17 protein-coding genes, 1 tRNA gene and 2 pseudogenes are annotated in these 25,433 nt (G+C 47.2%); 14 read left to right on the top strand and 6 right to left on the bottom strand.

Features of this window, described 5'->3' with window-relative positions:
• Nucleotides 1–189 precede the first annotated feature (189 nt).
• The 5 genes and pseudogenes from galE to trhP form a co-directional block, all read right to left on the bottom strand.
• Nucleotides 190–1,200, bottom strand: coding sequence for a UDP-glucose 4-epimerase GalE (galE, locus tag NSMM_RS13345; RefSeq protein WP_176753979.1), 1,011 nt, complete (start codon nucleotides 1,198–1,200; stop codon nucleotides 190–192).
• 966 nt (nucleotides 1,201–2,166) lie between these two features.
• Nucleotides 2,167–2,337 (bottom strand): annotated as a pseudogene (locus NSMM_RS16635) (IS21 family transposase); the annotation flags it as partial.
• A 92-nt stretch (nucleotides 2,338–2,429) separates the two neighbouring features.
• Entirely contained in the window at nucleotides 2,430–3,023 is a 594-nt protein-coding gene (locus NSMM_RS13335; RefSeq protein WP_090288179.1) for a shikimate kinase, read from the bottom strand.
• A gap of 79 nt (nucleotides 3,024–3,102) precedes the next feature.
• A complete protein-coding gene (locus NSMM_RS13330; protein ID WP_090288177.1) occupies nucleotides 3,103–3,630 on the bottom strand; it encodes an MliC family protein in 528 nt (175 codons plus the stop codon).
• 14 nt (nucleotides 3,631–3,644) lie between these two features.
• A complete protein-coding gene (gene trhP, locus NSMM_RS13325) occupies nucleotides 3,645–5,009 on the bottom strand; it encodes a prephenate-dependent tRNA uridine(34) hydroxylase TrhP (RefSeq protein WP_090288175.1) in 1,365 nt (454 codons plus the stop codon).
• Nucleotides 5,010–5,138: 129 nt separating this feature from the next.
• Here trhP and dnaE point away from each other — a divergent pair, with 129 nt between their 5' ends.
• Nucleotides 5,139–8,627: a DNA polymerase III subunit alpha gene (gene dnaE / locus NSMM_RS13320; protein ID WP_090288173.1), complete on the top strand. Its 3,489-nt coding sequence runs from the start codon at nucleotides 5,139–5,141 to the stop codon at nucleotides 8,625–8,627.
• Between the two features lie 56 nt (nucleotides 8,628–8,683).
• On the top strand, nucleotides 8,684–9,052 hold the full coding sequence (locus NSMM_RS13315; RefSeq protein WP_090288171.1) for a YajD family HNH nuclease: 369 nt from the start codon (nucleotides 8,684–8,686) through the stop codon (nucleotides 9,050–9,052).
• A 387-nt stretch (nucleotides 9,053–9,439) separates the two neighbouring features.
• Here NSMM_RS13315 and NSMM_RS13310 read toward each other — a convergent pair whose 3' ends face one another.
• On the bottom strand, nucleotides 9,440–10,222 hold the full coding sequence (locus NSMM_RS13310; RefSeq protein WP_143001952.1) for a hypothetical protein: 783 nt from the start codon (nucleotides 10,220–10,222) through the stop codon (nucleotides 9,440–9,442).
• A gap of 378 nt (nucleotides 10,223–10,600) precedes the next feature.
• On the opposite strand from NSMM_RS13310, the pseudogene NSMM_RS13305 reads away from it, so the two are divergent.
• From NSMM_RS13305 to NSMM_RS13250, 12 genes and pseudogenes are all read left to right on the top strand, one after another.
• Nucleotides 10,601–10,922: pseudogene (locus NSMM_RS13305) on the top strand (transposase); the annotation flags it as partial.
• Nucleotides 10,923–10,952: 30 nt separating this feature from the next.
• On the top strand, nucleotides 10,953–12,437 hold the full coding sequence (locus NSMM_RS13300) for a sensor histidine kinase (RefSeq protein ID WP_090288165.1): 1,485 nt from the start codon (nucleotides 10,953–10,955) through the stop codon (nucleotides 12,435–12,437).
• Nucleotides 12,437–13,108, top strand: coding sequence for a response regulator transcription factor (locus NSMM_RS13295; protein ID WP_090288163.1), 672 nt, complete (start codon nucleotides 12,437–12,439; stop codon nucleotides 13,106–13,108). The genes NSMM_RS13300 and NSMM_RS13295 overlap by 1 nt, the downstream gene beginning before the upstream one ends.
• Before the next feature lie 144 nt (nucleotides 13,109–13,252).
• Nucleotides 13,253–13,693 carry a hypothetical protein gene (locus tag NSMM_RS13290; protein WP_143001951.1) on the top strand — a complete coding sequence of 147 codons (441 nt, stop codon included), beginning with the start codon at nucleotides 13,253–13,255 and terminating at the stop codon, nucleotides 13,691–13,693.
• A gap of 526 nt (nucleotides 13,694–14,219) precedes the next feature.
• A tRNA-Ser gene (locus NSMM_RS13285) sits at nucleotides 14,220–14,307 on the top strand.
• 148 nt (nucleotides 14,308–14,455) lie between these two features.
• On the top strand, nucleotides 14,456–15,619 hold the full coding sequence (gene hpnH / locus NSMM_RS13280; protein WP_090288159.1) for an adenosyl-hopene transferase HpnH: 1,164 nt from the start codon (nucleotides 14,456–14,458) through the stop codon (nucleotides 15,617–15,619).
• A gap of 68 nt (nucleotides 15,620–15,687) precedes the next feature.
• Nucleotides 15,688–16,806: a glycosyltransferase gene (locus NSMM_RS13275; protein ID WP_245654812.1), complete on the top strand. Its 1,119-nt coding sequence runs from the start codon at nucleotides 15,688–15,690 to the stop codon at nucleotides 16,804–16,806.
• The gene (locus tag NSMM_RS13270) at nucleotides 16,799–17,434 is read left to right on the top strand and encodes an ABC transporter substrate-binding protein (RefSeq protein ID WP_090288156.1); all 636 of its coding nucleotides are present in this window, start codon (nucleotides 16,799–16,801) and stop codon (nucleotides 17,432–17,434) included. The genes NSMM_RS13275 and NSMM_RS13270 overlap by 8 nt, the downstream gene beginning before the upstream one ends.
• Before the next feature lie 72 nt (nucleotides 17,435–17,506).
• Nucleotides 17,507–20,164: an MMPL family transporter gene (locus NSMM_RS13265; RefSeq protein WP_090288212.1), complete on the top strand. Its 2,658-nt coding sequence runs from the start codon at nucleotides 17,507–17,509 to the stop codon at nucleotides 20,162–20,164.
• Between the two features lie 209 nt (nucleotides 20,165–20,373).
• Complete coding sequence (gene gyrA, locus NSMM_RS13260) at nucleotides 20,374–22,914, top strand: DNA gyrase subunit A (RefSeq protein ID WP_090288154.1); 2,541 nt, start codon at nucleotides 20,374–20,376, stop codon at nucleotides 22,912–22,914.
• A gap of 167 nt (nucleotides 22,915–23,081) precedes the next feature.
• Nucleotides 23,082–24,188, top strand: a complete 1,107-nt coding sequence (gene serC, locus NSMM_RS13255; protein ID WP_090288153.1) for a 3-phosphoserine/phosphohydroxythreonine transaminase — start codon at nucleotides 23,082–23,084, stop codon at nucleotides 24,186–24,188.
• On the top strand, nucleotides 24,181–25,392 hold the full coding sequence (locus NSMM_RS13250) for a 3-phosphoglycerate dehydrogenase family protein (protein ID WP_090288151.1): 1,212 nt from the start codon (nucleotides 24,181–24,183) through the stop codon (nucleotides 25,390–25,392). Before serC ends, NSMM_RS13250 begins: the two co-directional genes overlap by 8 nt.
• Nucleotides 25,393–25,433 lie beyond the last annotated feature (41 nt).

The raw sequence follows: 25,433 nt of genomic DNA, 5'->3' as shown, positions 1-25,433 counted from the left end.
CGCCCAAAAACCTGCCAAGTGTTTTTTTTTAAATATTTTGGAAGGTGAATAAATACAGTTATTTGATAGAAATACAACAAAAACCGTTAGTCTAAAAAGTCCAGAGAATTGAATCATCGGTTCATAGAAAAAGAGCGTGAAACTTTAGTACATAGATACTTTTGGTGTAGCGTTTAGCACACGCCGAAATTAATTGCCGTAGCCATTGGGATTGCTGCTTTGCCAACGCCAAGCATCTTGGCACATAGTTTGTAGATCTCTCTTAGCTTGCCAACCGAGTAGGGCTTTGGAATGTGCTGGGTCGGCGTAGCAGGCCGCTACATCACCAGGACGCCTAGGTAAAATCCTGAAGGCTACCTGTTTGCCACTAGCCTGCTCAAAGGCTCGCACCATGTCCAGCACACTGTAGCCTACGCCAGTTCCCAAGTTGACTGCGACGCATTGCGTCCCGGTTTGCAGGTGCTTGAGAGCTGCTAAGTGACCCAATGCCAAATCGACTACGTGAACATAATCACGCACCCCGGTGCCGTCAGGCGTGGCATAGTCTCTGCCCCATACGTTTAGAAACTCACGTTTTCCCGCCGCTACCTGCGCTACAAATGGCATCAGGTTGTTGGGCACACCTTGTGGACTTTCACCAATCAGCCCGCTGGCGTGCGCACCCACCGGGTTGAAATAGCGCAAGATGCTAATGTGCCAGGTTGGATCGCTGGTGTAGAGGTCGCGCAGCATGTTCTCGATCACCAGCTTGGTTTGCCCATAGGGGTTAGTCGCTGACAGCGGATGGTCTTCGGTTAGTGGCAAGTACTGCGGGTCACCATACACCGTGGCAGATGAACTAAATACCAGCGTCTTCAGGCCGTGTTCCGTCATGGCTTCCAGCAAGCGTATGGTTCCCACCACATTGTGGTCATAGTAGGCCAGCGGCTGTACAACTGATTCGCCCACCGCCTTTAAACCGGCAAAGTGAATCACGGCACTAGCATCACTTTGGCGTAAAACGGCGCTCAAGGCAGCACGGTCGCGTATGTCGCCTTCAAACAGCTGCATTTGTTTGCCGGTGATGCGCTCTACCCGTGCCAGCACCTCGGGCTGGCTATTGCTGAAATTATCAAATACCGTAACTTGATGCCCCTCATTTAGCAGCTCAACGCATGTGTGTGAGCCAATGTAGCCCGCCCCACCTGTAACCAAAATCATCATGTTACGGAATCCCTTGTAGTTTGCAGGGTATATTTAGAAATTTGAATTTCGTTACAGTTACAATATCTCATAGAAAACAAAATCTTTTACTTATATATCATCAATATAAATACGGTCTCAACAATTTCTATTCATGTTGCATCTTGTTTAGAATGTGCTTGTCCGGCTGTTACACCCACCCACTACCGGTAGTATATCGAGTATCTGCATCAACCTGAGGTGATCAAGGCGATTGAAGTCGTCGAAGCCACTGGAACAAGGTGCTTACCCAAGGGCGTACAGGTTTGGTGGTGCCTGCCGGAGATGTAAGAAGTTTGATGATTGCGCTAGCTGATTTGATAGATGGCAAGTACAATTGGCGCAGTATGCGAGAGGAAGCCTACAGGGCTACAGGGTGCAAGTGGGGCGTTTCTCGGACCGCAGTATGGCGAAGAGAGTAGCCCACGTTTACGATGAAACGCTTGGGATATGACTGTTGCTACGTGCCTCGCTCCCAATTATAGGTAACCGCCCAACGCCATCATCTGAGCAATCGTAATTCCTTACGTTATCATCTTCAGCATTACATTACAGGGTTCTGCCGCATTAAACGAGATCATTGATACATCGTATAGACTGCCGATTTTGAAAAAGTGGGAGGCTACATGCTGGTTGTAAAAGGAATGCGCTTTCCGATTAGGGTGATTCTAGTGTCTTGATTGCTGGGAGGCCCGCCAACCGGTTGAGCATGTTTTGTTTTCTTACGCTGCGCCCTGCCTGCCGCCTCAGTCCGGAGTAGCCCTTCCAGGAAGTCGCTATAGGCTGTTTTCCTGCTGCGCGGCTTCCTGTGTGGCCATCGGAATGCCTGCGCCACGCACGGCAGGTTGAGCGTCTCACATAGCAACAGTATTCTTTCGTGTTGGAGATTTTATGTCGGCACCCCTTGCTCATCGCAGATTTGCTCAAGGAGTTGCTCGTATATCGCCAGGTAGCGGGTAGCGGTTGCAAGTATTCATCGGGCATCCGTTCGGTAAGCCACACTTGCGTCGTACCACGAATACGTTCGTTGGCGATGTCTTTGAGTCAAATACGCACATGGATATTGACGGTTACTGCACCCAGTGTCAGCCCGGCTTGCTTGAGTTGTACCACCAGCCGATAAAACAGGTGGTCGCCCCTAAAGATTCATATTCCGATACGATAACATTTCGCTACTCACAAAAAATGTTTCCTTACATATCAATAATTTAATCATTAGATGGCATAATAGGCCGTGATAAATGGTACGCCTCCAATTTTTTTATTAGAGTCTGCACCAACACACGTACACTTTGCCGGCCACTATCGAGAATGATGTGGGCGGTTTGCTGATAGAGTGGATCGCGCTGATTGAACAACTCAACCAATCTTGCCTGGGGATTAGCGGTTTGCAGCAAGGGGCGGTTTTTATCGAAACGGGTACGGCGTTTCAATTCATTGACAGGTACACGCAAATAAATGACGGTTCCACTTTTTCGTAACAATTCACGATTCTCTTCACGCAAAACTGCACCTCCGCCGGTTGCCAGTACAATATTGGACAACCGTGCTACGTCCTGCAGTACTTCCACCTCTCGTTTACGAAAACCTGCTTCCCCTTCAAATTCAAAGATCAATGGAATATCTACGCCGGTACGCCGCTGGATTTCGTGATCTGAATCAATAAAGATTTTGCCCATGCTGTTTGCGAGCAATTTACCGATCGTCGTCTTGCCAGCTCCCATCAGGCCAATTAGAATGATGTTATCAACGTACGGCCTATTGTTATGCTCAGCACGATTAGAGAAGTTGCCGCGTTGCATGTCTTGACCTAAAGAGAAACGGCAGGGGAAGACATTCTACTCAATAAATTTGCAATAGTTATACAATTATGACGGGCTCTTAGCGACATTCCTCAGCACCCTCAAAAATCTTTTTACCTTGTTTCCAGTAGGTAGCTGCCCTGCCCTTCACCCAGAAAATTTCATTCTCATCCTGATTGAATCGTACGCCTGAAGCAGCAACCGATTGAGGTAACATGACTTTACGACCAGCGAAAATAATGGTGGCGACTGTGGAGGATTTATCAAAGAAAACCGCTAGACGTTCACCATCAATAGAAATATAAACTTTATCTGCTGTGGCAAGTAACTGCCTATTAAAAACTTTGTAGTGCAGCGCGTTGATCCATTCATTCGATCCAAGGTCTGGCCCATGGCCATCCCCGTCGACGAGTCCATACTGATGACCAATTGCCTGCATCCACTCATGGCTGCCAATTTCGGTACCGACGGTATTATTGTCCTGTATCTTTGCAGCAATATCAACCTGTTCCAGCCAGTCAGCAGAACCCGGAATTGGAATTCCTCGTTCTTTTACACTGGCACAACCAGTCAAAAGGAAAAACAGTAACAAGAGAGTAAAACGCATTTCGAGAAACCCCCTCAAAGAAAACGGGCAACGAATGCTTTGTTGACTTTGCCCGTCAGCGGAATTCTGACCCTATGCCCGCTTCCGGGAGCAGCCGTGATTGGGTTACCATGTAGATCCTCCATGGTTTTCAGCTGGATGATACGATTCCCATCCGGATGCACGATTTCAAGACGATCGCCAACCACAAAACGATTTTTGACCGCCACTTCAACCATGCCATTGGCCGCATCAATCTGCTCAATATCACCCACATACTGACTGCGGGCGGATTCTGAATGACCACGCAGGTAGTTCTGCGTTTCCTGGCTATGATGGCGCTGGTAAAAACCGTCTGTGTAGCCGCGATTGGCCAGCCCTTCCAGTTGCGCCAGCAGTGATGGGTCAAACGGACGTTGCTGAATGGCATCATCGATTGCCTGACGGTAGACCTGTGCAGTGCGTGCAACGTAATAAGCCGATTTGGTGCGCCCCTCCACTTTGAGTGAATCAATACCGATTTCAGTCAGTTGTGCAACATGCTCCACTGCACGCAAATCCTTGGAATTCATGATGTAGGTGCCGTGCTCATCCTCCATGATTGGCATCAACTGGCCGGACCGTTGTCCTTCTTCAATCAGATAGACTTTGTCTGCCGCGGGATGCCGGGGAATGGAGAGGTTACCATCCATTAAAGCTGAGTTTGCAGTCGACAGCGCCTGATTGAAATCAAAATCGATCTGCTCAACTGGTTCAATGTCACCACTGGCACTTTCCACGGCATTCTTGACCTTGTAATCCCAGCGACACGAATTGGTGCAGGTTCCCTGGTTGGGGTCACGGTGATTGAAATAACCAGAGAGCAGGCAACGCCCGGAATACGCAATACACAAGGCGCCATGCACGAATACTTCCAGCTCCATATCCGGACAAAGTTCACGGATTTCACGAATTTCTTCGAGCGATAACTCGCGCGATAGAATCACGCGGGTTAATCCTATTGATTGCCAGAATTTTACTGCTGCATAGTTGACCGTATTGGCTTGAACCGACAGATGAATGGGTATTTCCGGCCATTTCTCTCTGACCAACATGATCAACCCGGGATCCGCCATGATCAACGCATCAGGTTGTAAGGCAATCACGGTCTCCATGTCAGCCAGATAAGTCTTAACCTTGGCGTTATGCGGCATCAGGTTACTGGTGACAAAGAATTTTTTGCCCAACTGGTGTGCTTCGGCGATACCGGCATGAATCTGCGGTAATGTAAATTCGTTATTACGTGCACGCAGGGAATAGCGTGGCTGCCCTGCGTACACCGCATCGGCGCCAAACGCATAAGCGGCGCGCATTTTTTCCAGTGAGCCGGCAGGCAAGAGCAATTCAGGAGTTTTCATCATGATGTAAAATGTAGAGGTTAACTACGGGGTAGTTCAGAATCAGAAGCCATCCTCGAATCCATCAGGTTTCCTGCCCCGGTGTGCTCGACGTATTATCCTTATCTGTCAAATTCTCGGAATTGTATCATCATGGCAGTAAACCCGGCCTTTGTTCACTTGCGCTTGCATAGCGAATATTCCATCGTAGACGGCATCGTGCGTATTGATGAAGCGGTGGCTGCTGCGTGTGAAAACGTTATGCCTGCACTGGCATTGACTGATTTATCCAATATGTTCGGGCTGGTCAAGTTTTACCAGACAGCTTGTCGAACCGGTATCAAGCCGATTGCCGGCTGCGATGTTTGGATCAGCAATGATCACGAGCCGGACAAACCTTATCGTACCCTACTATTGTGTCAGTCATTATCTGGTTATCTTCGTCTGTGCCGGTTGTTATCGCAAGCTTATCGTCTGAATAACCACCATGGTCGCGCAGTACTCAAAAAATGCTGGCTTGAGACCGAAGCTATCGGCAGCGAAGGCTTGATCGCTTTATCCGGAGGAATATCGGGAGAAATTACTCGGTATCTTTTACTGGCAGATATCGTAGCAGCAGAAGCAGCTGCACGCGATTGGGCACGCTTATTTCCAGACAGATTTTATTTGGAAATTCAACGTTGTGGTCAACCCAATGAGGAAACCTGGGTACGGGCAACTCTTCACCTGGCTTCCAGACTGGAATTACCGGTGGTGGCGACACATCCGGTGCAATTCATGCAGCCTGATGATTACAAGGCGCATGATGCGCGCGTTTGTATCGCGCAAGGCTATGTTCTTGGTGATCGGCGCCGCCCAAAGGAATTTACCTCAGAGCAATATTTTAAAACCCAATCACAAATGGCTGAATTGTTCAGCGATGTTCCCGCTGCCCTGGCCAATAGCGTAGAGATTGCACGACGCTGCTCGCTGCTGCTGGATCTGAATATTACCCGGCTACCCACTTTCCCTACACCGGCAGGCGTCAGTATTGAACAATACTTGCACGAGCAGGCGCAGACAGGTCTGGAGGCTCGTCTTAAACAACTTTTTCCCCAGCCGGAGATTCTTGACAGCAAAAGGCCGCTCTATCAGTCACGTTTAAATTTTGAAGTGGATACAATCATCCAGATGGGATTCCCAGGCTATTTCTTAATTGTGGCAGATTTCATCAACTGGGCAAAGCGTCACGATGTACCAGTCGGCCCGGGACGTGGTTCCGGAGCAGGTTCCCTGGTAGCTTATTCGCTAGGTATTACTGATCTGGATCCGTTACGTTACGATTTGCTGTTTGAACGTTTTCTCAATCCGGAGCGCGTATCCATGCCGGATTTCGATATTGATTTCTGTCAGGATCGGCGTGAACGAGTAATCGAATATGTGCGTAATCGCTACGGCGCTGACAGCGTGGCGCAAATCGTTACCTTTGGCACGATGGCAGCCAAGGCAGTCGTACGTGATGTTGGTCGAGTACTGGATCTGCCGTATAACTTTGTCGATCAGTTGGCAAAACTGATTCCATTTGAGCTCGGCATGACACTGCATAAGGCTCGTGAGCTCGAACCCATGCTGAATCAGCGTGCCGCAGCTGAAGAAGACGTGCGTAATTTGCTCGAACTCGCAGAGCGCCTAGAAGGTTTGACGCGTAACGTCGGCATGCATGCTGGCGGCGTCCTAATCGCGCCTGGAGAGATCACCGATTTCTGCCCGATTTATTGCGCAAATGCCGGTGACGCAGTGGTCAGCCAGCTCGACAAAGATGATGTCGAAAAAATCGGGCTCGTCAAATTTGATTTCCTGGGATTACGCACACTGACGATTCTGGATCGGGCGGTTGATGACATTCGCCGAAATTGGAAAGAAACTGCCGAAAGTTCTTCCTCTTCTCAATTCTCGCTGGATACTATTTCTCTGCAAGATATGGCTACGTTCAGCCTGATGGCCAAAGGCAATACCGTTGGTATCTTCCAGTTTGAATCACGCGGCATGAAAGATCTGTTGCAGAAAGCAAAACCCGACCGATTCGAAGATCTGATTGCCCTGGTGGCACTTTACCGGCCCGGCCCAATGGACCTGATCCCTGATTTTATTGAACGCAAACACGGTAAACGCGTCGATTATCTCGACCCGAGGCTGGAGCCGATACTGAGCGCAACCTATGGCATCATGATCTATCAGGAGCAGGTCATGCAGATTGCCCAGGTTATCGGTGGCTACAGCCTGGGTAGCGCTGATCTACTCCGGCGTGCCATGGGCAAAAAGAAAGTCGAGGAAATGGCACAGCAACGGGCTATTTTCGTCAAGGGTGCCATCAAGAACAACGTCAGCGAACAGAGCGCCATCCTGCTGTTCAATCTGATGGAAAAATTTGCTGGATATGGATTCAACAAGTCCCATGCTGCCGCCTACGCTCTGATTGCCTATCAGACCGCCTATCTCAAGGCACATTACCCTGCTGAACTGCTGGCTGCCTGTCTTTCGGGAGACATGGATGATACCGACAAGGTCAACGTGTTTTATGAGGATTGCAGATTAAACGACATCACGCTGCTGCCGCCGGACATCAATCAGTCCATTTATCATTTTGTACCAGTTGATGCCCGAACGATACGCTATGGTCTCGGTGCGATCAAGGGAACCGGAGAAGCGGCGATCAATACAATTGTGCAGGCACGGCAAAGCAAGGGAGCTTTCACCGACCTGTTCGATTTATGCCTGCACGTTGATCGGCGCATCGTCAATCGTCGCGTGATGGAAGCGATGATTCGCGCTGGCGCACTCGACTGTCTCGACACCAATCGGGCAGCACTGATGGCTTCTGTTGGTATCGCAATCGAATATGCCGAACAACGAAGTCAGGCTGCCAGGCAATTGAGCTTATTTGGTGATGATCAGACTGTCAACCAGTTACCCGGACTGACTGCCGCGCCTATCTGGCCGGAAAGAGTGCGTCTGCAACATGAAAAAACTGCTCTGGGATTCTATCTGAGCGGCCATCCATTCAACAGCTATGCAGCAGAGCTCAAACGGTTTATTTCAACCCGACTCAATCAACTCAATCCGGGACGCGAGCTTCAGCTCATCGCCGGTATTATTTTTGCTATCCGCATTCAGATGACGCGGCGCGGAAAAATCGCAATCGCCCTACTGGATGATGGTCTGGCACGAGTGGAAGTCGTGATTTACAACGATCTATTGAATGAACACACTACTCGCCTGAAAACAGATGAACTATTTATTGCCAGAGTAGTGGTCAGCCAGAATGGGCGCGATGGTGGTGGAGAATCACGTGTCGTAGTAAAAGAAATTATGGATTTTGCTGATGCGCGCTCCAGTTATGCAAAGAAATTGAAACTTACCATCAATAGATCAGGATTACCAGATGGTACAAAATTGAGGGAAATACTCATCGCTCACCGCCCACCCGCAACCACACCCGGCATGGCTGGTATGCCAGCTTGCCCGGTTACGATTCAATTTCGCAATTCTCAGGCAAGCTGCGAAATCAACCTGGGGGACCAATGGCGTGTTCGTCTGCAGGAAACTCTGATTGACATGCTTGCGGAAATTTTGGAAATGAAGAATGTAGAAATCATCTATTAGGAATTTTTTTCGGATCCATCCAAGATCGCAAACCGTTTCTCTTAAAGGAGTCCGTGATGACCAAAAAAGAAATCAGTAAGCTGGATAGCGCCCTTCTTGCCGCACGTCAACATGCGGAGAAACGCGCTCAAGGTTACCGGGAGCAAGCATTGAAATTATTTCCCTGGATATGTGGTCGTTGTGCGCGAACGTTTGATCACAAAAACCTGCAATTACTCGAAGTGCATCACAAGAATGGCAACCATGACGACAATCCTCCGGATGGCAGTAACTGGGAGTTACTGTGTACCTACTGTCATGAGAATGAGCACTCAAAGATCAAAGATTCGATGGGGCGCGCTGACAACCACTCCACTGCGCCCACTTCCACTTTTAATCCCTTTGCCAATCTGAAAGATATGCTCAAGCAGAAAAATCAGTCGTAATCAGTCATTAATACAACTGAGACACTAAGAAACCACCGATCAAAGCAGGTGGTTTGAACCTTGTGATGGACAATAAAATACAGTGTTCCATTTCACATTATGCGGCACGGTAACAATCATCAAGCTTGTTTCTTTGTTGAAAAGGACTACCGTTTTTATCTAGTCGAAAGCATTTCGGAATCCCACTGTCAAAGCGAATCCGGCAACAGGAAGTACCGTAATTACATTCGGAAAAGCACTGAATTGCATAATACTAAATGGCGCCTCAAACAAAAAATAAACCGTGCAAGCGGCTGCCGGGAAAAATACGCAGCGCGCAGGATGCGGGGCATATGACGGTTTCTTGAGACGCCAGCAATGAACGATATCAGCTGCTGAATCTGCCGATTAAGGCGCTGGCCAGACTTGGAGGCCGTCAAACTTGACCGGGAGGTCACGATTAAGTTGCTCGGCCGATGGATAAATCCGCACTGCAACGCCCTCGCCACAGCTGGCGGGCAACGGATTGCTATCAAGATTACGCGTCACAGTTATTGGCGCAGGGAAGTTCCAGGCTGGCGCATCAAAATTTGGATGGCCAGCATCTGGTGCAGTCCAGAAATCAACGTCAAGCCGATCAGAATCCTTCCCATTAATTTCAGCCAGACTGGTTAGCTGGCAGACATTGGCAATGGCGGGTACAAGTATCACCTTGCTGGCGCAGGATTCGGGCACGATATTAACAGCCGAGATCCGTACTGGCAATTTCGCCACCCAGTTGCTTGGCGGTATCGATCCGCCCGCTGACCAGACACCAACCGGGTTACCGTTGCCATCGCGGATCAGTTCGCTTACACTGAAAGTATCCCTGCTCTGGATACCGGCTATGCTAATACCCTGTACGAAGTTAGTGGCGAGCTGCTCAGAGCGAGCGAAAGTCTCGGCGCCAACAGCGGCATTGGCATCATCTGAAATATCGACAAGTGACATGCCGACATCTGGAAAAACGGTGATTGCACCAATTACCGGTTGATCGGCACAGCCATGCGGGATCATCACATTGTTATCGGATCTTGCGCCTTCTGGAATAGTCGCGATTTCAAAACGGGTGTGTGCCTGCGCATTACCCCATGCAACGGCCAATACAGCAGCCATTGCCGACAGCGATAAAATTTTATTTTTAATAATCATAGCAATAATATTCCTGTTAAATTGAAATAGCGATTTTATGTTCAGGGAAGTCAGGTTTGATTGCATGCTCATCCCCCTCCCTTTCAGTTATCAGATTGTTTTGTCTCTATATATGGAAAACAAAGAATCAAGTTCCAAAAACAATCTGTCGACATTATCAAGTAGTTGATATTAAATTACAATGCGACAAATTGTCGCACCCCTCTCCTTTAAGCTCTGGCATTTTCTCTACTGATGTGCGGTAAAATGAAGACAGGCTAGGAAAAGGCGGTACGTACAGACGGTCATTTGTATGGAGAATTAAAGCGCCTGAAGAAAGAAAATGCTCGCTTAACCGAGGAGTGTGGTTTATTAAGGCTATGAACTAGCTCATCGACGGCTATCTGGCAGAGAAGGCCGTTGAATGGTTTATTGCGGCATAGTGACTGCGGTAGTCAATATGCATCGGAAAGCCATCAGGCGGCATTAAAACAACGCGGCGCCCGGCAGAGCATGAGTCGCAAAGGTAACTGCTGGGATAATACAGTGTCGGAAAGCTTCTTCCACACCTTGAAAATGGGGCTGACGCATCATCAGATTTATCAGAATCAAGATCAGGCCAAACGAGCTGTATTTGAGTGCATTGAAATCTTCTACAGACTGTACAGCCGATGGCTATTTGTCGCCGGTAGACTTCGAATTGCAGCACAAAACTGCTTGATGTTATATCCAGAAAAGCGTGACACATAAAATGAGAGAAAAATCTGAGCAATTTCCAAAAGAATTGATTCATACGGAAATCGAGTTACGTGAGCAACTCAAGGAAATCACTTCTCTCTATGAAATATGTCGTAGCTTGACACCTGATTTATCATTGGGCACTATTTGTCAGAACATTTTCAAATACTTGATACCTGCGATGCGGTATCCGGAGAGCACGACTGTCGTGATCGAGATTGATGGAAAACGAATTGCCTCTGCGCATAGCAATTCAAGCACCACACATGAGTTGAAATCAATTATTCATGTGAATAGCAAGCCCCATGGACACTTAAGTGTTTGCTACCCTAAAGAAAAATCGTTTCTGATGCCAGACGAACAGCGATTTATCGACACAATTGCGAGTTATCTTGCAACCTGGCTTGAGCGCAAACAGATCGATCAATTATTACACGAGCGGTTGAAGGAAATCACCTGTCTCTATGAAATTCGCAGCGGCATGGAGCGGGAATTGGTAGTAGATAAAGCCTGCCAGAATATTTTTGGACATCTTATACCAGCAATGCAATTTCCAGAAATTGCCACTGTAGTGATCGAACTAGACGGGTGGAAATTTACTTCCGGAAAATGTAGCTCAGGTATTGTTGAAGTGCCATATGCAAAATCCAGAATCAGCCATAAAGTGCGTGATTATTGGCGTGCAGAACGAGACCCGGCCTGTACAATTCAAGCTGAAATCATTGTTAATAGCAAGATTAGTGGGCAATTGCGGGTATTCTATGAAGGGGGCAACATACCGATGATGCCTGAAGAGCAAAAGCTCGTTAGCGCTATCGCAAGGGATTTGGGGAGCTGGGTTGAGCACAAGCACCTAGAGCAGACGCTTGTTTCCATAGCAGAGCAGCAGCAGCGCGCTATCGGTCAAGAGCTACATGATAATCTGGGGCAACAGATAGCTGCGATTGGTTATCAAGCCAGTGCATTATCAAAAAAATGTATTGCTATCGGGGACGAGAGCATGACAGTAGTAGCTGATTCAATTGCGGCACAAGCACAAACTGCTGTAATACAAGTTAAGCAGCTCGCACAAGGATTGCTGCCGTTTGAACTGGAAACTAATGGCCTGGTAGCGTCGTTACGTGCATTAGTATCAAGAATATCAAATATATATACTGTTTCTTTAGATTTTTTATGTGCAAATGATCTCGATATCAATGATACTGGCAAGGCGCTTGATCTTTATCGAATTGTCCAGGAAGCTATTAATAATGCAATACGTCACGGCGGTGCGAAGCATATAACAATTTTCTTAGCTATTGAAGGGAAAACACTTCACCTATCCATATACGATGATGGCTGCGGATTTGTTGGAAGTGGCACGAATCATACTTCGGTAGAGGGGGGGATGGGCATAAGAATTATGCAATATCGTGCCAAACGACTCGAAGCAAAATTACAATTTATATCGCGTACCGTAGGTGGTACGGAAGTGCGCTTAAAGATGCAGATGGCTTAATGGCTACATTAAAAAAACAAGTTATGTTGGTGGACGATCACCCTCTAATGCGGCATGGCATGGTGATGCTCATCAATATGGAACCTGATCTACAAGTATCTCTCGAAGCCAATGACGGTAATGAAGCACTGGCATTACTCAAGAAGAACGAACATATCGATATTGTTTTATTGGATATAACACTCAAAACAATTTCCGGGTTTGAGGTTATCAAAAGTATACATGCCATTATTCCCAAGCTGCCTGTGCTTTTTGTTTCCATGCACGATGAGAATGTATATGCCGAACGAGCGTTACGAGCCGGTGCACGCGGCTATGTCATGAAACAAGAACCAGGTGAAGTGCTTGTTTCAGCTATTCGCGATGTATTAAAGGGCAATATTTATTTAAGCAAGCAAATGCATGCCAAGTTGCTGAATAGAATTGTGACGGGACACTCGGATAGTGAGCAACTCATCAACAATCTAACGTCCAGTGAGTTCGAAGTGCTGCGTTTGATCGGATTAGGGCACAGTAGCCGTGAAATAGCCAATTTGTTACGTCGAAGCATTAAAACAATCGAGACCCATCGCTTCAATATACGCACCAAACTCAAGCTGAAAGATAGCGCTGATCTGATACGTTATGCCACGCTCTGGGTTTCTGATGAGCATCAGCAGACTTTAGTGTAAATCCACTGCACAGTAATCTCCAAACAAGCCTTCTCAAGAAACCGTCTAATGGTTTCCCTTACCCAAAAACAATGGTTACCCCAATATACTTTAGATTGCTGAAAACTTATGCTAAGTCATACCATTTTATGGAGAATGACCGAAATGAGAACAAAAGCCGATAAATATTTTTTTGAAACTTTGTTGATATTCTTTTTGTTAATCGCCATTCTGCCAGTAAAAACCTCTGCATCTTCCCAAGATGAAGAAGTATATTTTTCCGCTCAGTCAAGCGAAAGGAATTCTGAGCATAAAATTTTGGCAAGACAATATGAGAATTTAGCTCGGAAAGCGGAATCTAAAATTCATGAATTAGAAGAAACAATTAATCACAAACCACGCTCAAGTTTTTATGGTTTACATGGCCAGCATGTAAAATCGAGAGTACGATCTAAAATCATAAGCTATAAAAAGGCTATGGAGGAAAATCAGGAAAAGGCTGAATATCATAGAAAAATGGCAGTTAGTCAGAATCATCAAACATCAGATATAAGCTTGAAACAAAGCGTTCACATTAAGCATATGCCGAATATATCGGATAATTAATGCTGAGTGAGGGAAAAGCCTTTGTTTTTACTGCCGCTCGGTGTCGAATCTTAACGAACTCGCTGAAGTTGAGGATAGTAAATTAACTCTGATTGAGCTGCTTGAATGCTTCAGGTGGCTTACTCATACGAATACCTCGACACCGCGTCTTGAAGAAATTATATGGCGCGGTGCATATCTATACTATCTGACCAAAATAGTAGAAAATCAGATGTCATAAAATTGTTAGAATTTATGGCTTGTCTGCAAATTCATACCGGGTCTTATCCCGAAAAACTGACTATTCACTGAAAAATTACATTAGGGCACCTCTAAACTATATTGCTTATAAAAAACATTCCCTTGCATATCTCATGCATGCCTCGCCAGCATTTTTTATTCACGCCTGGTTTTGTTTAGAATTTTTAAAGGCACCCTTTATTTGAATTAAGTTATGCTGTAGTACACCATGATGTTTTATGGAAAATTCTTTTACAAAAAGGTATGATACCGCTTTGCTCCTGAAAAAAAGACTGGCAACAAGCACGGAAGAGTGGCCGAGCGGTTGAAGGCACTGGTCTTGAAAACCAGCAACGGGAAACTGTTCGTGGGTTCGAATCCCACCTCTTCCGCCAATGCAATCATAGAGTGCCTGAAGTACTCTTTATAAAAAACAAAATGCGCATCAAATAGCGCAGTAAGTCATGGTAACCATAAGAACAGCAGCCCGGCTGGTCACAAAACATGCCGAATAAAACTCAAATCGGAGATGGAGAAATATAGATGAGCGTTCCTTTTTTGCAACAGTATCGAGTTGGTAGCTACCTGTTAAAACAGAAACTTTTGGGAAACAAACGTTATCCACTGGTATTGATGCTTGAACCGCTGTTTCAATGCAATCTGGCATGTGCAGGATGTGGCAAGATTGATTACCCTGACGAGACGTTGCGCCGCCGCTTGAGTACCAAGGAATGCCTGGATGCTGTGGACGAATGTGGCGCACCGATTGTTTCTATCGCAGGCGGTGAACCGTTGATTCATAAAGAAATGCCACAAATCGTCGAAGGTATCATCAAACGCAAAAAATTCGTTTACCTGTGTACCAATGCCTTGCTGCTTGAAGACCGCATGGACGACTATCAGCCATCATCCTATCTGACTTTCTCTATCCATCTGGATGGTAACAAGGAACATCATGACAAGTCTGTTTGCCGGGATGGCGTCTATGATAAAGTGATTCCTGTCATTAAACAGGCAGTTGCTCGCGGATTTCGTGTAACCGTTAATTGCACGCTGTTTCAGAACGAAACAGCAGAAGAAGTCGCCGAATTTTTCGATACTGCGTCCGGGCTGGGAATAGAAGGAATTAATGTCTCGCCTGGCTTCAGTTACGAGCATGCACCGCGTCAGGATGTTTTTCTGCAGCGCTCAGTGAGCAAACGGCTCTTTCGCGATATATTCAGATTAGGAAAAAAACGTAAAACTCCTTGGAAATTCAACCATTCCAGCCTGTATCTCGATTTTTTGGCCGGCAATCAAAACTACCAGTGCACTGCTTGGGGTAACCCCACTCGAAATTTATTTGGCTGGCAACGCCCCTGCTATTTGCTGGTTGACGAAGGTTACGCGAAAAGCTTCCGTGAGTTGATAGAGGAAACTGATTGGGACCAGTATGGCGTCGGCAACAATCCAAAATGTGCCAATTGTATGGCACATTGCGGATTTGAACCAACTGCCATCAACGATACATTTTCGCACCCTATTAAGGCATTGCGTGTCAGCATGAGGGGCCCGCTGACCGATGGTCCGATGGCACCAGACCCATTACAAACAGCTGCTCCATCCCGTGCGAATGGAAACAAACAGGTGAATTTCCCCTTGCCCGTCACTGTCGAGCATAAATCTTCAGCAACTTCTACCGACAACTCGTCAGACGCTAGCCGCTAAAAAAATTTTTTACTCAAAAATAAAAAGATTGTGTGTGGTCATGCAAGCTATACGCAATCTTATTATCAGTGATTTACTTCGCTTTTATCGGTCTACTTTTATGGTGGGGGATTGTACTCGCGCCATGGCGCGCCTGGAGCACAAGAGAATCGCTTGTACCACTGCCAAACTCTACCGCTCAACCACCCTTTGGAACCGTTACGGTTCTGATTCCTGCGCGCAATGAAGCGGAAACAATCACGCAAACCTTAAATGCACTGCAAGCTCAGAATGTCAATTTACGCATCATCGTTATCGATGACCAGTCGGAAGATAACACCGCACTAATTGCTAGGCAGCACGGTACAACTGTTATATCTGGCACCGTGCCACCAGTAAACTGGAGCGGAAAATTGTGGGCGTTACAACAAGGCTTACAAGCAACACAAACCCGCTATACCCTTTTGCTGGATGCAGACATTACCCTTGCACCCGGCGCCTTGGCGGCACTCCTGCTTCATGCGCGGAAAAATGATCTGGCACTAGTATCGTTAATGGCCACTTTGCCGGTCGAACGTTTTGTGGAACGTTTGTTGATTCCGGCATTTATTTTCTTTTTTAAACTGCTCTATCCATTCAGTCTTGCCAACAACCCGGCCTCGCGCGTGGCAGCGGCGGCAGGCGGCTGCATTCTGGTTGAAACTGAAGCGCTGAGATCTGTTAACGCATTTGAAAGCATTCATGGCACGTTGATTGATGACTGCACCCTGGCTGCCAGAATTAAGCATGCCGGCTATAAAACTTGGATCGGCCTAAGCCATGGTGCATACAGTCACCGGGGCTACGACAATCTTTTCCAAATCTGGAATATGGTTGCACGAACAGCATTTACACAGCTCAATTATTCCCTGGTTTTATTGCTGGTATGTACCTTGATTATGACCAGCATGTTCTGGTTGGCGCCAGCATTGGCAATTATTTGCACTGATAGCGCCTGCCTACTTGCCTGGATACTCTCCTGGATGGCTATGTGGATCGTTTTTACGCCCACACTCAGGTTCTATCAACGCTCTCCCCTGTGGGCAATCACTCTGCCGCTGATTGGCACGCTCTATTTGCTGATGACCTGGACTTCGGCGTTTCGTTATTGGCGTGGGGAACGAGCACAATGGAAAAGCAGACGATACGGAGTTACCAAATATGATTAAAAATATCATTTATATACTGGGAGTAATTGCCCTGCTGCTGGCTACCACCTCAACAGCACAGGCACGAACCGAGGAGCAAACGCATTCTGACGAGCCACAGCAAATTATTGGCATATTGCAGAATGCACTGATCAAAGCCATGCAACAGGGTAAGGAAATGAGCTACCATGATCGTGAAACATTCCTCGCGCCTGTTCTTCAGCAAACACATGATCTGGAAACCATAGTACGCACTATATTAGGCGCGCACTGGGTAACGCTGGACAAGACGAAACAGCAGGATATGATCAGCGCATTTTCACAAAACAGCACAGCAACCTACGCCGACCGGTTTGACCAATACGACGGCGAACGTTTTGAGATCATCGAAAATCGACTTCTGCCGCGTGGGCGTATGTTGGTTCGCAGCCAGTTTATCAAGGCTGACAAAGGTGTAATCAGCTTTGACTACGTCCTCCATCAGCAAAATGAACATTGGCGGATCATCAACATTGTAATCGATGGCGTCAGTGATCTCGCCCTGAAGCGGGCAGAATATAACGCCATCATTCAACAGGAAGGGATTCAATCCCTGATTAACACTTTGCAAAACAAAACCAACCAGATCAAACTTGGCCATCAGCAATAATTTCCTTCGTCAGCAGTTCGGATTATCCAGAAAGTTTATTGCTGTTCCCCAGTCCTCTTAACAAACATGGCAATGCCACCCGATCAATACGCATTACTTTCTCAAAGCAATCGCTTCCTTTCTGACTGGATTGCTTTCGCGTATCGCCATACTGTCTGGATCATGTTGGCATTATTATTATGCGCAGTTCTGGCAGCCAGTTATACCATGCGGAATCTTGGTGTGAATACCAATACGGCAAACATGCTCTCTGAAGAGCTGCCTTTTCGTATCAACCTTGCCCGTTTTGAAAAAGCTTTTCCCCAATACGAGGAAATACTGGTGCTGGTTCTGAATGCGCCCACACCAGAACAGACTTACCTTGCTGCTACGCAATTGAGCGCCTATCTATCCGAGAATCAGGAAACCTTTGGGACGGTACTGTATTTGAATGGTGAGTCTTTTTTTCAGGCTAATGGGCTACTTTATAAATCGCAGAATGAGATCCGGTTGCTGGGGGACCAGCTTTCCAATGCACAGCCATTAATAGCTGGAATTATCCGTGACCCGTCGCTGTTTACTTTTTTTAATCTGCTGCAGGAGGCTGTAACAGAGCTGCTCAGTGGCAGAAAACTCGAAATAGATGCCCTGATGTATGCGGTAGCATCAACCATTGATTCCAATTTGAGTGGACGCCGACAGGCACTATCTTGGCAGACCTTACTGCAGGATGAAACCGGCAATTCTCCTCATCGCGAATTCATTATCTTGCGGCCAAAACTAGATTTCAGCCAGATATTTCCAGCAGAGCAGGCCATGACTACCATTCATCAGGCTGCCAAATTCCTTGATCTGGAAAATCAATATGGCGCCCGACTGAGAATAACCGGTGATGTCGCACTGGCGCATGAGGAACTCACCAGTGCCATGCTGGGTGCGCAGGACGCCGGCATCATCGCTATCATCGGTGTTGCCATCATCCTGCTGATCGCGCTGCGTTCTGCCGGTTCAGTCATCACTGTCCTGATCAGCCTTATGCTCGGGCTAATTTTCACCGCAGCCTTCGCCACGCTAGCTGTAGGTCATCTCAATCTGATCTCTATTGCCTTTGCCGTGCTTTATATTGGTCTGGGCGTGGATTATGCTATCCATCTACTATTACGCTATGCCGAATTAGGTAAAATTGGCTTGTCGCAATTAGACATGCTTCTGACCGCTGGTCGTGATACCGGCAGATCACTAATAATTTGCGCCATCACTACCGCCATTGGTTTTTATGCCTTCATTCCAACTACTTATCAAGGTATTGCCGAGTTAGGGATAATTTCGGGTACTGGCATGCTCATCAGTCTGGTAGTCACACTTACCGTCATCCCGGCACTGCAACGCTATGTACCTATCCAGCCACAATCTTTTCAACCTGAAGACTGCTCATCACGCTTACCAATTTACTGGCTTCGCTATCCAAGAACAGTATTACTCGTTACAGTCCTGGCCGGAGGCGTGTCGATCATGGCACTACCAGAAGTAAAATTTGATCACAACCTGCTTAATATGAATAATCCGAATGGCGAAGCAGTGCAAACCTTTCGGGAATTACTGGCAGATCCAGAGCAATCTCCTTGGTTTGGCGCAATTCCGGTCGATAATCAGCTCGAAGCAAAAAAATTGACTCAAAAACTGGCGCCATTACCGGAGGTAGAGAAAGTTGTCAGTCTCGCCGATTTTATTCCGACAGAACAAACTGAAAAACTTGTGCTACTTGATGAGATTTCATTGGCACTTGGCCCGGATTTCTTTACTCCGGTTCAGCCAGCGAACAAACATTATACGACTGCACAGCAGCGCAGCGCACTCACCCCACTACTGCAATCATTACAACTATTAACGCAGGATACAGATCACGCTATTATTGCCACTGCAGCACAAAAGCTGACAAATTCTCTGCTAGCTTTGCTATCCGCTTTGGACAGCACCCGCCCCATTGACAGCCAACAACTGCTGGCCAATATCGAGCAGGATCTGTTCGCGCTGTTGCCCGAAACATTGGCGCGCCTGCAGACTGCGCTGACCGCCAGCGAAGTGGATGTTGATTCCCTTCCCGAATCGTTACGTTCACGCTGGCTGAGTCCAGAAGGTAAATATCTGGTCGTGGCTTACCCTGCCAGCAACATCGATGATAATGAAGCATTACGAAAATTTGTACGCGCCGTACAGCGCTATGCGCCGCAAGTCAGCAGTGCACCCATTATTATTCTCGAAGCGGGCGAAGCAGTAGTCGATGCTTTTATTCAGGCTTTTACACTGGCGCTTATCGGGATTCTGTTTGCACTGTGGTGGTTGCTGCGTAATATGCTATCAATCTTACTGGTTTTAATTCCCTTATTGCTGGCTGCACTGTTTACGGTTGCCGCCACCGTCATCCTGCATATCCCCTTCAACTTTGCCAACATTATTGCCCTGCCGCTATTACTTGGCATCGGCATCGACAGCAGTATCCATATGGTCACGCGTGGTCGCCATCAACATCAGACTGATGCTCATCTGCTGCATACCAGTACAGCACGAGCCATTTTTTTCAGTGCCTTGACCACCATGGTCGGTTTCGGCAGCTTGATCCTTTCCTCACACCCTGGTACGGCCAGCATGGGTTTATTGCTGAGCATCGGTATCACGTTCATTCTGCTGTGCGTTTTCCTGGTATTGCCCAGCTTAATGCAGTTATTTTCACGAAATCAGGCCCAACCTTAGTCTGCCTAAATGGTAAGGGGGTTTGTGGTAAGATACAGTGCTGTAAAAACCTGAAAATAGCCCGCCCGCAAACATTTTCCAGTCACACAAACAAATAGACGTATACCGCACACTATTTCTGCTTTTCTGCTGGAAATTAACCATCATTTGCCATCGATTATTTAGATAAATCCTGATTCTTATTTAACTGATACTTACCCCAAAACATTATGGATCAATTCGCAAAGGAAACCCTGCCCATCAGTCTTGAAGATGAGATGAAGCGTTCCTATCTCGACTATGCGATGAGCGTTATTGTCGGCAGAGCGTTACCTGATGTGCGCGATGGGCTCAAACCGGTGCACCGGCGCGTACTTTTTGCCATGCATGAATTATCCAACGACTGGAATCGGCCTTACAAGAAATCGGCACGTATCGTAGGGGATGTCATCGGTAAGTACCATCCTCATGGCGATACCGCTGTCTATGACACTATCGTGCGTATGGCACAAAATTTCTCGTTACGTTACATGCTGATCGATGGCCAAGGTAATTTCGGCTCGATCGATGGCGATAATGCGGCAGCGATGCGTTATACCGAAATACGCATGTCACGCATTGCGCACGAGCTACTGGCGGATCTTGACAAGGAAACCGTTGATTTCGGGACAAACTATGATGAATCTGAACGCGAGCCACTGATTCTTCCTGCCAAAATACCCAATTTACTGATCAATGGTTCGTCTGGCATCGCCGTAGGAATGGCAACCAACATCCCGCCGCACAACCTCAATGAAGTCATTGATGCCTGCCTTTTGTTACAAACCAAGCCGGAAGCGGATATTGGCGAGTTAATGACCTGCATCGTTGCACCGGATTTTCCGACCGCAGGGATTCTCTATGGCGTTGCTGGCATTCGTGATGGCTACCGTACCGGTCGCGGCAGAGTCGTAATACGCGCCCGTACCCATTTTGAGGATATGGAGAAAGGCAGTCGTCAAAGCATTATTATTGACGAGCTACCTTATCAGGTGAATAAGGCCAATTTACTGATACGTATTGGCGAGCTGGTGCGTGACAAGAAAATTGAGGGGATTTCCGAGCTGCGTGATGAATCTGACAAATCCGGCATGCGAGTGGTAATCGAATTGAAGCGTGCCGAGAATCCAGATGTCATCCTGAACAATCTGTACAAAGAAACACAAATGCAGGATACATTCGGAATGAACATGGTCGCACTCGTCGATGGCCAGCCACGTCTGCTCAATCTGAAGCAGATGCTGGAATGCTTCCTGCGCCATCGCCGCGAAGTAGTCACACGGCGCACAGCATTTGAGCTCAAAAGAGCGCGAGAACGTGGCCACTTGTTGGAAGGACTTGCGGTAGCGTTATCCAACGTGGACGAAATCATTGCGTTAATCAAAGCTGCGCCTACGCCTGCTGACGCGAAACAAGGCCTGATGTCTCGACCATGGCATTCGCAACTGGTCGAAGAAATGCTGCGACGCGCAATGATCGATGCCGAAAGTCTGCGACCCGATTCGCTGACCGCTCATCTGGGTTTAACCGCGCATGGCTATCTATTATCAGACGTTCAGGCACAAGCCATTCTTGATTTACGCCTGCAACGCCTGACCGGCCTCGAACAGGAAAAGATTGTCTCCGAGTACCGCGAAGTGATGAATAAGATTATGGATTTTCTGGATATACTGGCCAACCCAGCTAGAATCACCGTCATTATTACGGAAGAACTAATCGCGATTAAACAGCAATTTGGTGATGCTCGTCGCAGTGAAGTCGTGATTGATGCGGAAGATTTACAAACCGAAGATTTAATCACTCCGGCCGATATGGTGGTAACGCTATCCCATGCGGGTTATATCAAATCCCAGTTGCTGGATGATTATCAGGCACAAAAACGTGGTGGGCGCGGCAAGCTCGCTATCACGACTCGTGAGGATGATTTCATCGATAACCTGTTCATTGCCAATACTCACGATTATATTTTATGTTTTTCCAGCCTCGGCCGTATTTATTGGATCAAAGTATATAATGTGCCACAAGGTGGTCGATCCGCGCGCGGCAAGCCAATCAATAATCTGCTGCCATTGGTGCAGAACGAAAAGATTAATGCTGTTTTGTCTGTCAAATCCTTTGATGACACGCACTTTATTTTCATGGCAACCGCACTCGGAACCGTTAAAAAAACGCCGTTAACCGAGTTCTCACGTCCACGTAGCAGCGGGATTATTGCCATTGGACTGGATGAAGGTGATTACCTGATTGGCATTGCCCTCACGGATGGTAAACATGATGTCATGCTATTCTCTGATGCCGGTAAAGCGGTGCGATTTGATGAAAATGATGTCCGGCCCATAGGCCGTCAGGCACGCGGCGTCAGGGGAATGAAGCTCGGCGCTGGTCAAAAGGTAATTTCGCTGCTGGTGGCTGAAAATGAATCCCTAACAGTGCTGACTGCAACCGAAAACGGTTTTGGCAAACGCACCCCCATCGGAGAATATACCCGCCATGGGCGCGCTACGCAGGGAATGATTGCAATCAGCACCAACGCACGCAATGGCAAAGTTGTAGCCGCACAGCTTGTGCGGCCGGAAGATGAAATCATGCTGATCACGACCGGCGGCGTCATGATTCGGACGCGTGTCAGTGAAATCAGGGAAATGGGTCGCTCTACCCAAGGTGTGACGTTAATCAATCTGGGGCACAATGAAAAACTGGCCGGACTGGAAAGAATTGTCGAAACCGAATAAAGTGCGTCTCTAGAAATTCATATTTCGCCACAATACCCTGTTGCTTATAAAAAATGTTTCCTTACATACCAATTGGATACCGCGTCAATATTTTTTATTCGCATCTGGTCTTGCTCAGAATCCTGAATTTTTAGTGGTGCCCTAAAAGACTAAATAAATCATAACTTATGCGAAAAATATTCAATTTTAGTGCAGGTCCTGCCGTATTGCCGGAGGTCGTTCTCCAGCAGGCTCGCGAGGAAATGCTAGACTGGCACGGCAGCGGAATGTCTGTCATGGAAATGAGCCATCGTGGCAAGGAATTCATGACTATTGCCCAGCAGACCGAACAGGATTTGCGCGATCTGGCCAATATTCCCGATCATTACAAGGTACTATTTCTACAGGGTGGCGCATCTGGCCAATTTGCGATGGTGCCCATGAATCTGCTCGGCAATAAGAAACATGCTGATTATGTTCATACGGGTCAATGGTCGGAAAAAGCCATTGCTGAAGCATCAAGTTACTGCCAGGTGCATATCGCCGCCAGCGCGGAGAAAAGTGCTTTCAACTCGGTACCAGCCATTGATCAATGGCAAATTAGCCAGGACACCGCATACGTGCACTACACTCCGAATGAAACCATTGGTGGCGTCGAGTTCCAGTGGACACCCGATTTATCGATGATCGCTGGCGGAAGCTCGGACATTCCCCTGGTTGCAGACATGTCATCCGATTTTCTGTCTCGTCCGTTTGATATCAACAAATTTGGGTTGATTTATGCTGGCGCTCAAAAAAATGTTGGCCCCGCAGGATTGGTGATTGTCATTGTGCGTGAGGACTTACTGCGAATTGACCCACTTTCCGGTACGCCGACCATGTATCGCTACAAAACACATGCAAAGAATGATTCGATGTACAACACACCGCCAACTTATGCTATTTACATTATGGGTCTGGTGATGCGGTGGCTGAAACAGCTCGGTGGCCTGTCCGCAATTGAGCAACGCAATCTCACTAAAGCAAAGCTTATTTATGATCTGATCGATGCCAGCCAGTTTTATCGCTGCCCGGTTGTGACGCCAGACCGTTCACGAATGAACATTCCTTTTACCTTGGTTGATGCAGCACTTGATAGCATTTTTTTACAACAAGCCGAAGCACGTGGATTAATTCAGCTTAAAGGTCATCGTTCCGTAGGTGGCATGCGAGCATCGATCTACAATGCCATGCCAGTGGAAGGCGTGCAAACATTGGTTACCTTCATGCAGGAATTTGAGAAAAATCATGCCTGAATCATTAGATAGAAAATTTAACATTCTGACACTTAACGCCATTGCCGCTATCGGACTCAATCGTCTGTCGGCAGACCGTTTTCAGATTGGCAGCAACATTGCTGATCCTGACGTCATCCTGCTGCGTTCGCATAATATGCATGACATGCCTATTCCCAAGAGTGTAGTTGCCATCGGCCGTGCCGGTGCAGGAACCAATAATATTCCGGTCAACCAAATGAATGCGCGTGGTGTTCCGGTATTCAACACCCCTGGCGCCAATGCCAATGCTGTCAAGGAGCTGGTGCTGGCTGGCATGCTGCTCGCTTCGCGCAACATCATTCCGGCCATTCGTTTTGTCGAGAAACTGCAAGGGGATGATACTGCCTTGCACCAACAGGTTGAAGCTGAAAAAAAACGTTTCTCAGGACTGGAACTGCCGGGACAAATGCTTGGCATCATCGGACTCGGAAAAATTGGACGGTTGGTTGCCGATGCCGCCATCAGGCTGGGAATGAAGGTGTCGGGTTTTGATCCCAAAATCACGGTTGACGCTGCCTGGAGCCTATCTGCTGAAGTCAGGAAAGTAAATGAGATAGAAACACTGGTACATCGCAGCCATGTCGTTTCGCTGCATGTTCCGCTAAACGACTCGACGCATCATCTTGTCAATACGGACCTCGTGGCCAAAATGCAAAAAAATACGATATTGCTGAATTTTTCACGCGATGAAATCGTGGATGAAGATGCGATACTTGTTGGTATCGAAAAAGGGTCGATCAAGAACTATATCTGTGATTTTCCAAGCCAGAAACTGCAGCATCACCCTGCAGTCATTGCCCTGCCCCATCTTGGCGCTTCCACCAAGGAAGCCGAAGAAAATTGCGCCATTATGATTACTGACCAGATCAAGGATTATCTGATCAATGGCAATATTCTGTACAGCGTTAATTTTCCTGATGTTACGATGGAACGGGAAGTACCCTATCGAACAGCTATTGCCAATGCCAATGTACCAAATCTACTTGGGCAGATATCAACTTGTATGGCCAGTATTGGCTTGAATATTCATAACATGGTGAATAAATCGCGTGGCGAAATCGCTTATACCCTGGTGGATACTGATAAACCCATCCCACGGGAAATCATTAATGCAATCGAAAACATTACCGGTGTATTGATGGTACGTTATATTCCCAAATTATCCAGTAACGAACGACAGTAATCCTTTGCTTTGATGCCCAGGGAGAACTGAACGCTGCCAGA

Source organism: Nitrosomonas mobilis (genome assembly GCF_900103035.1).
GTDB classification, from domain to species: Bacteria; Pseudomonadota; Gammaproteobacteria; order Burkholderiales; family Nitrosomonadaceae; genus Nitrosomonas; species Nitrosomonas mobilis.
Note: the sequence above shows the minus strand (reverse complement) of the source record. Positions and strands in the feature narration are given on the sequence as shown.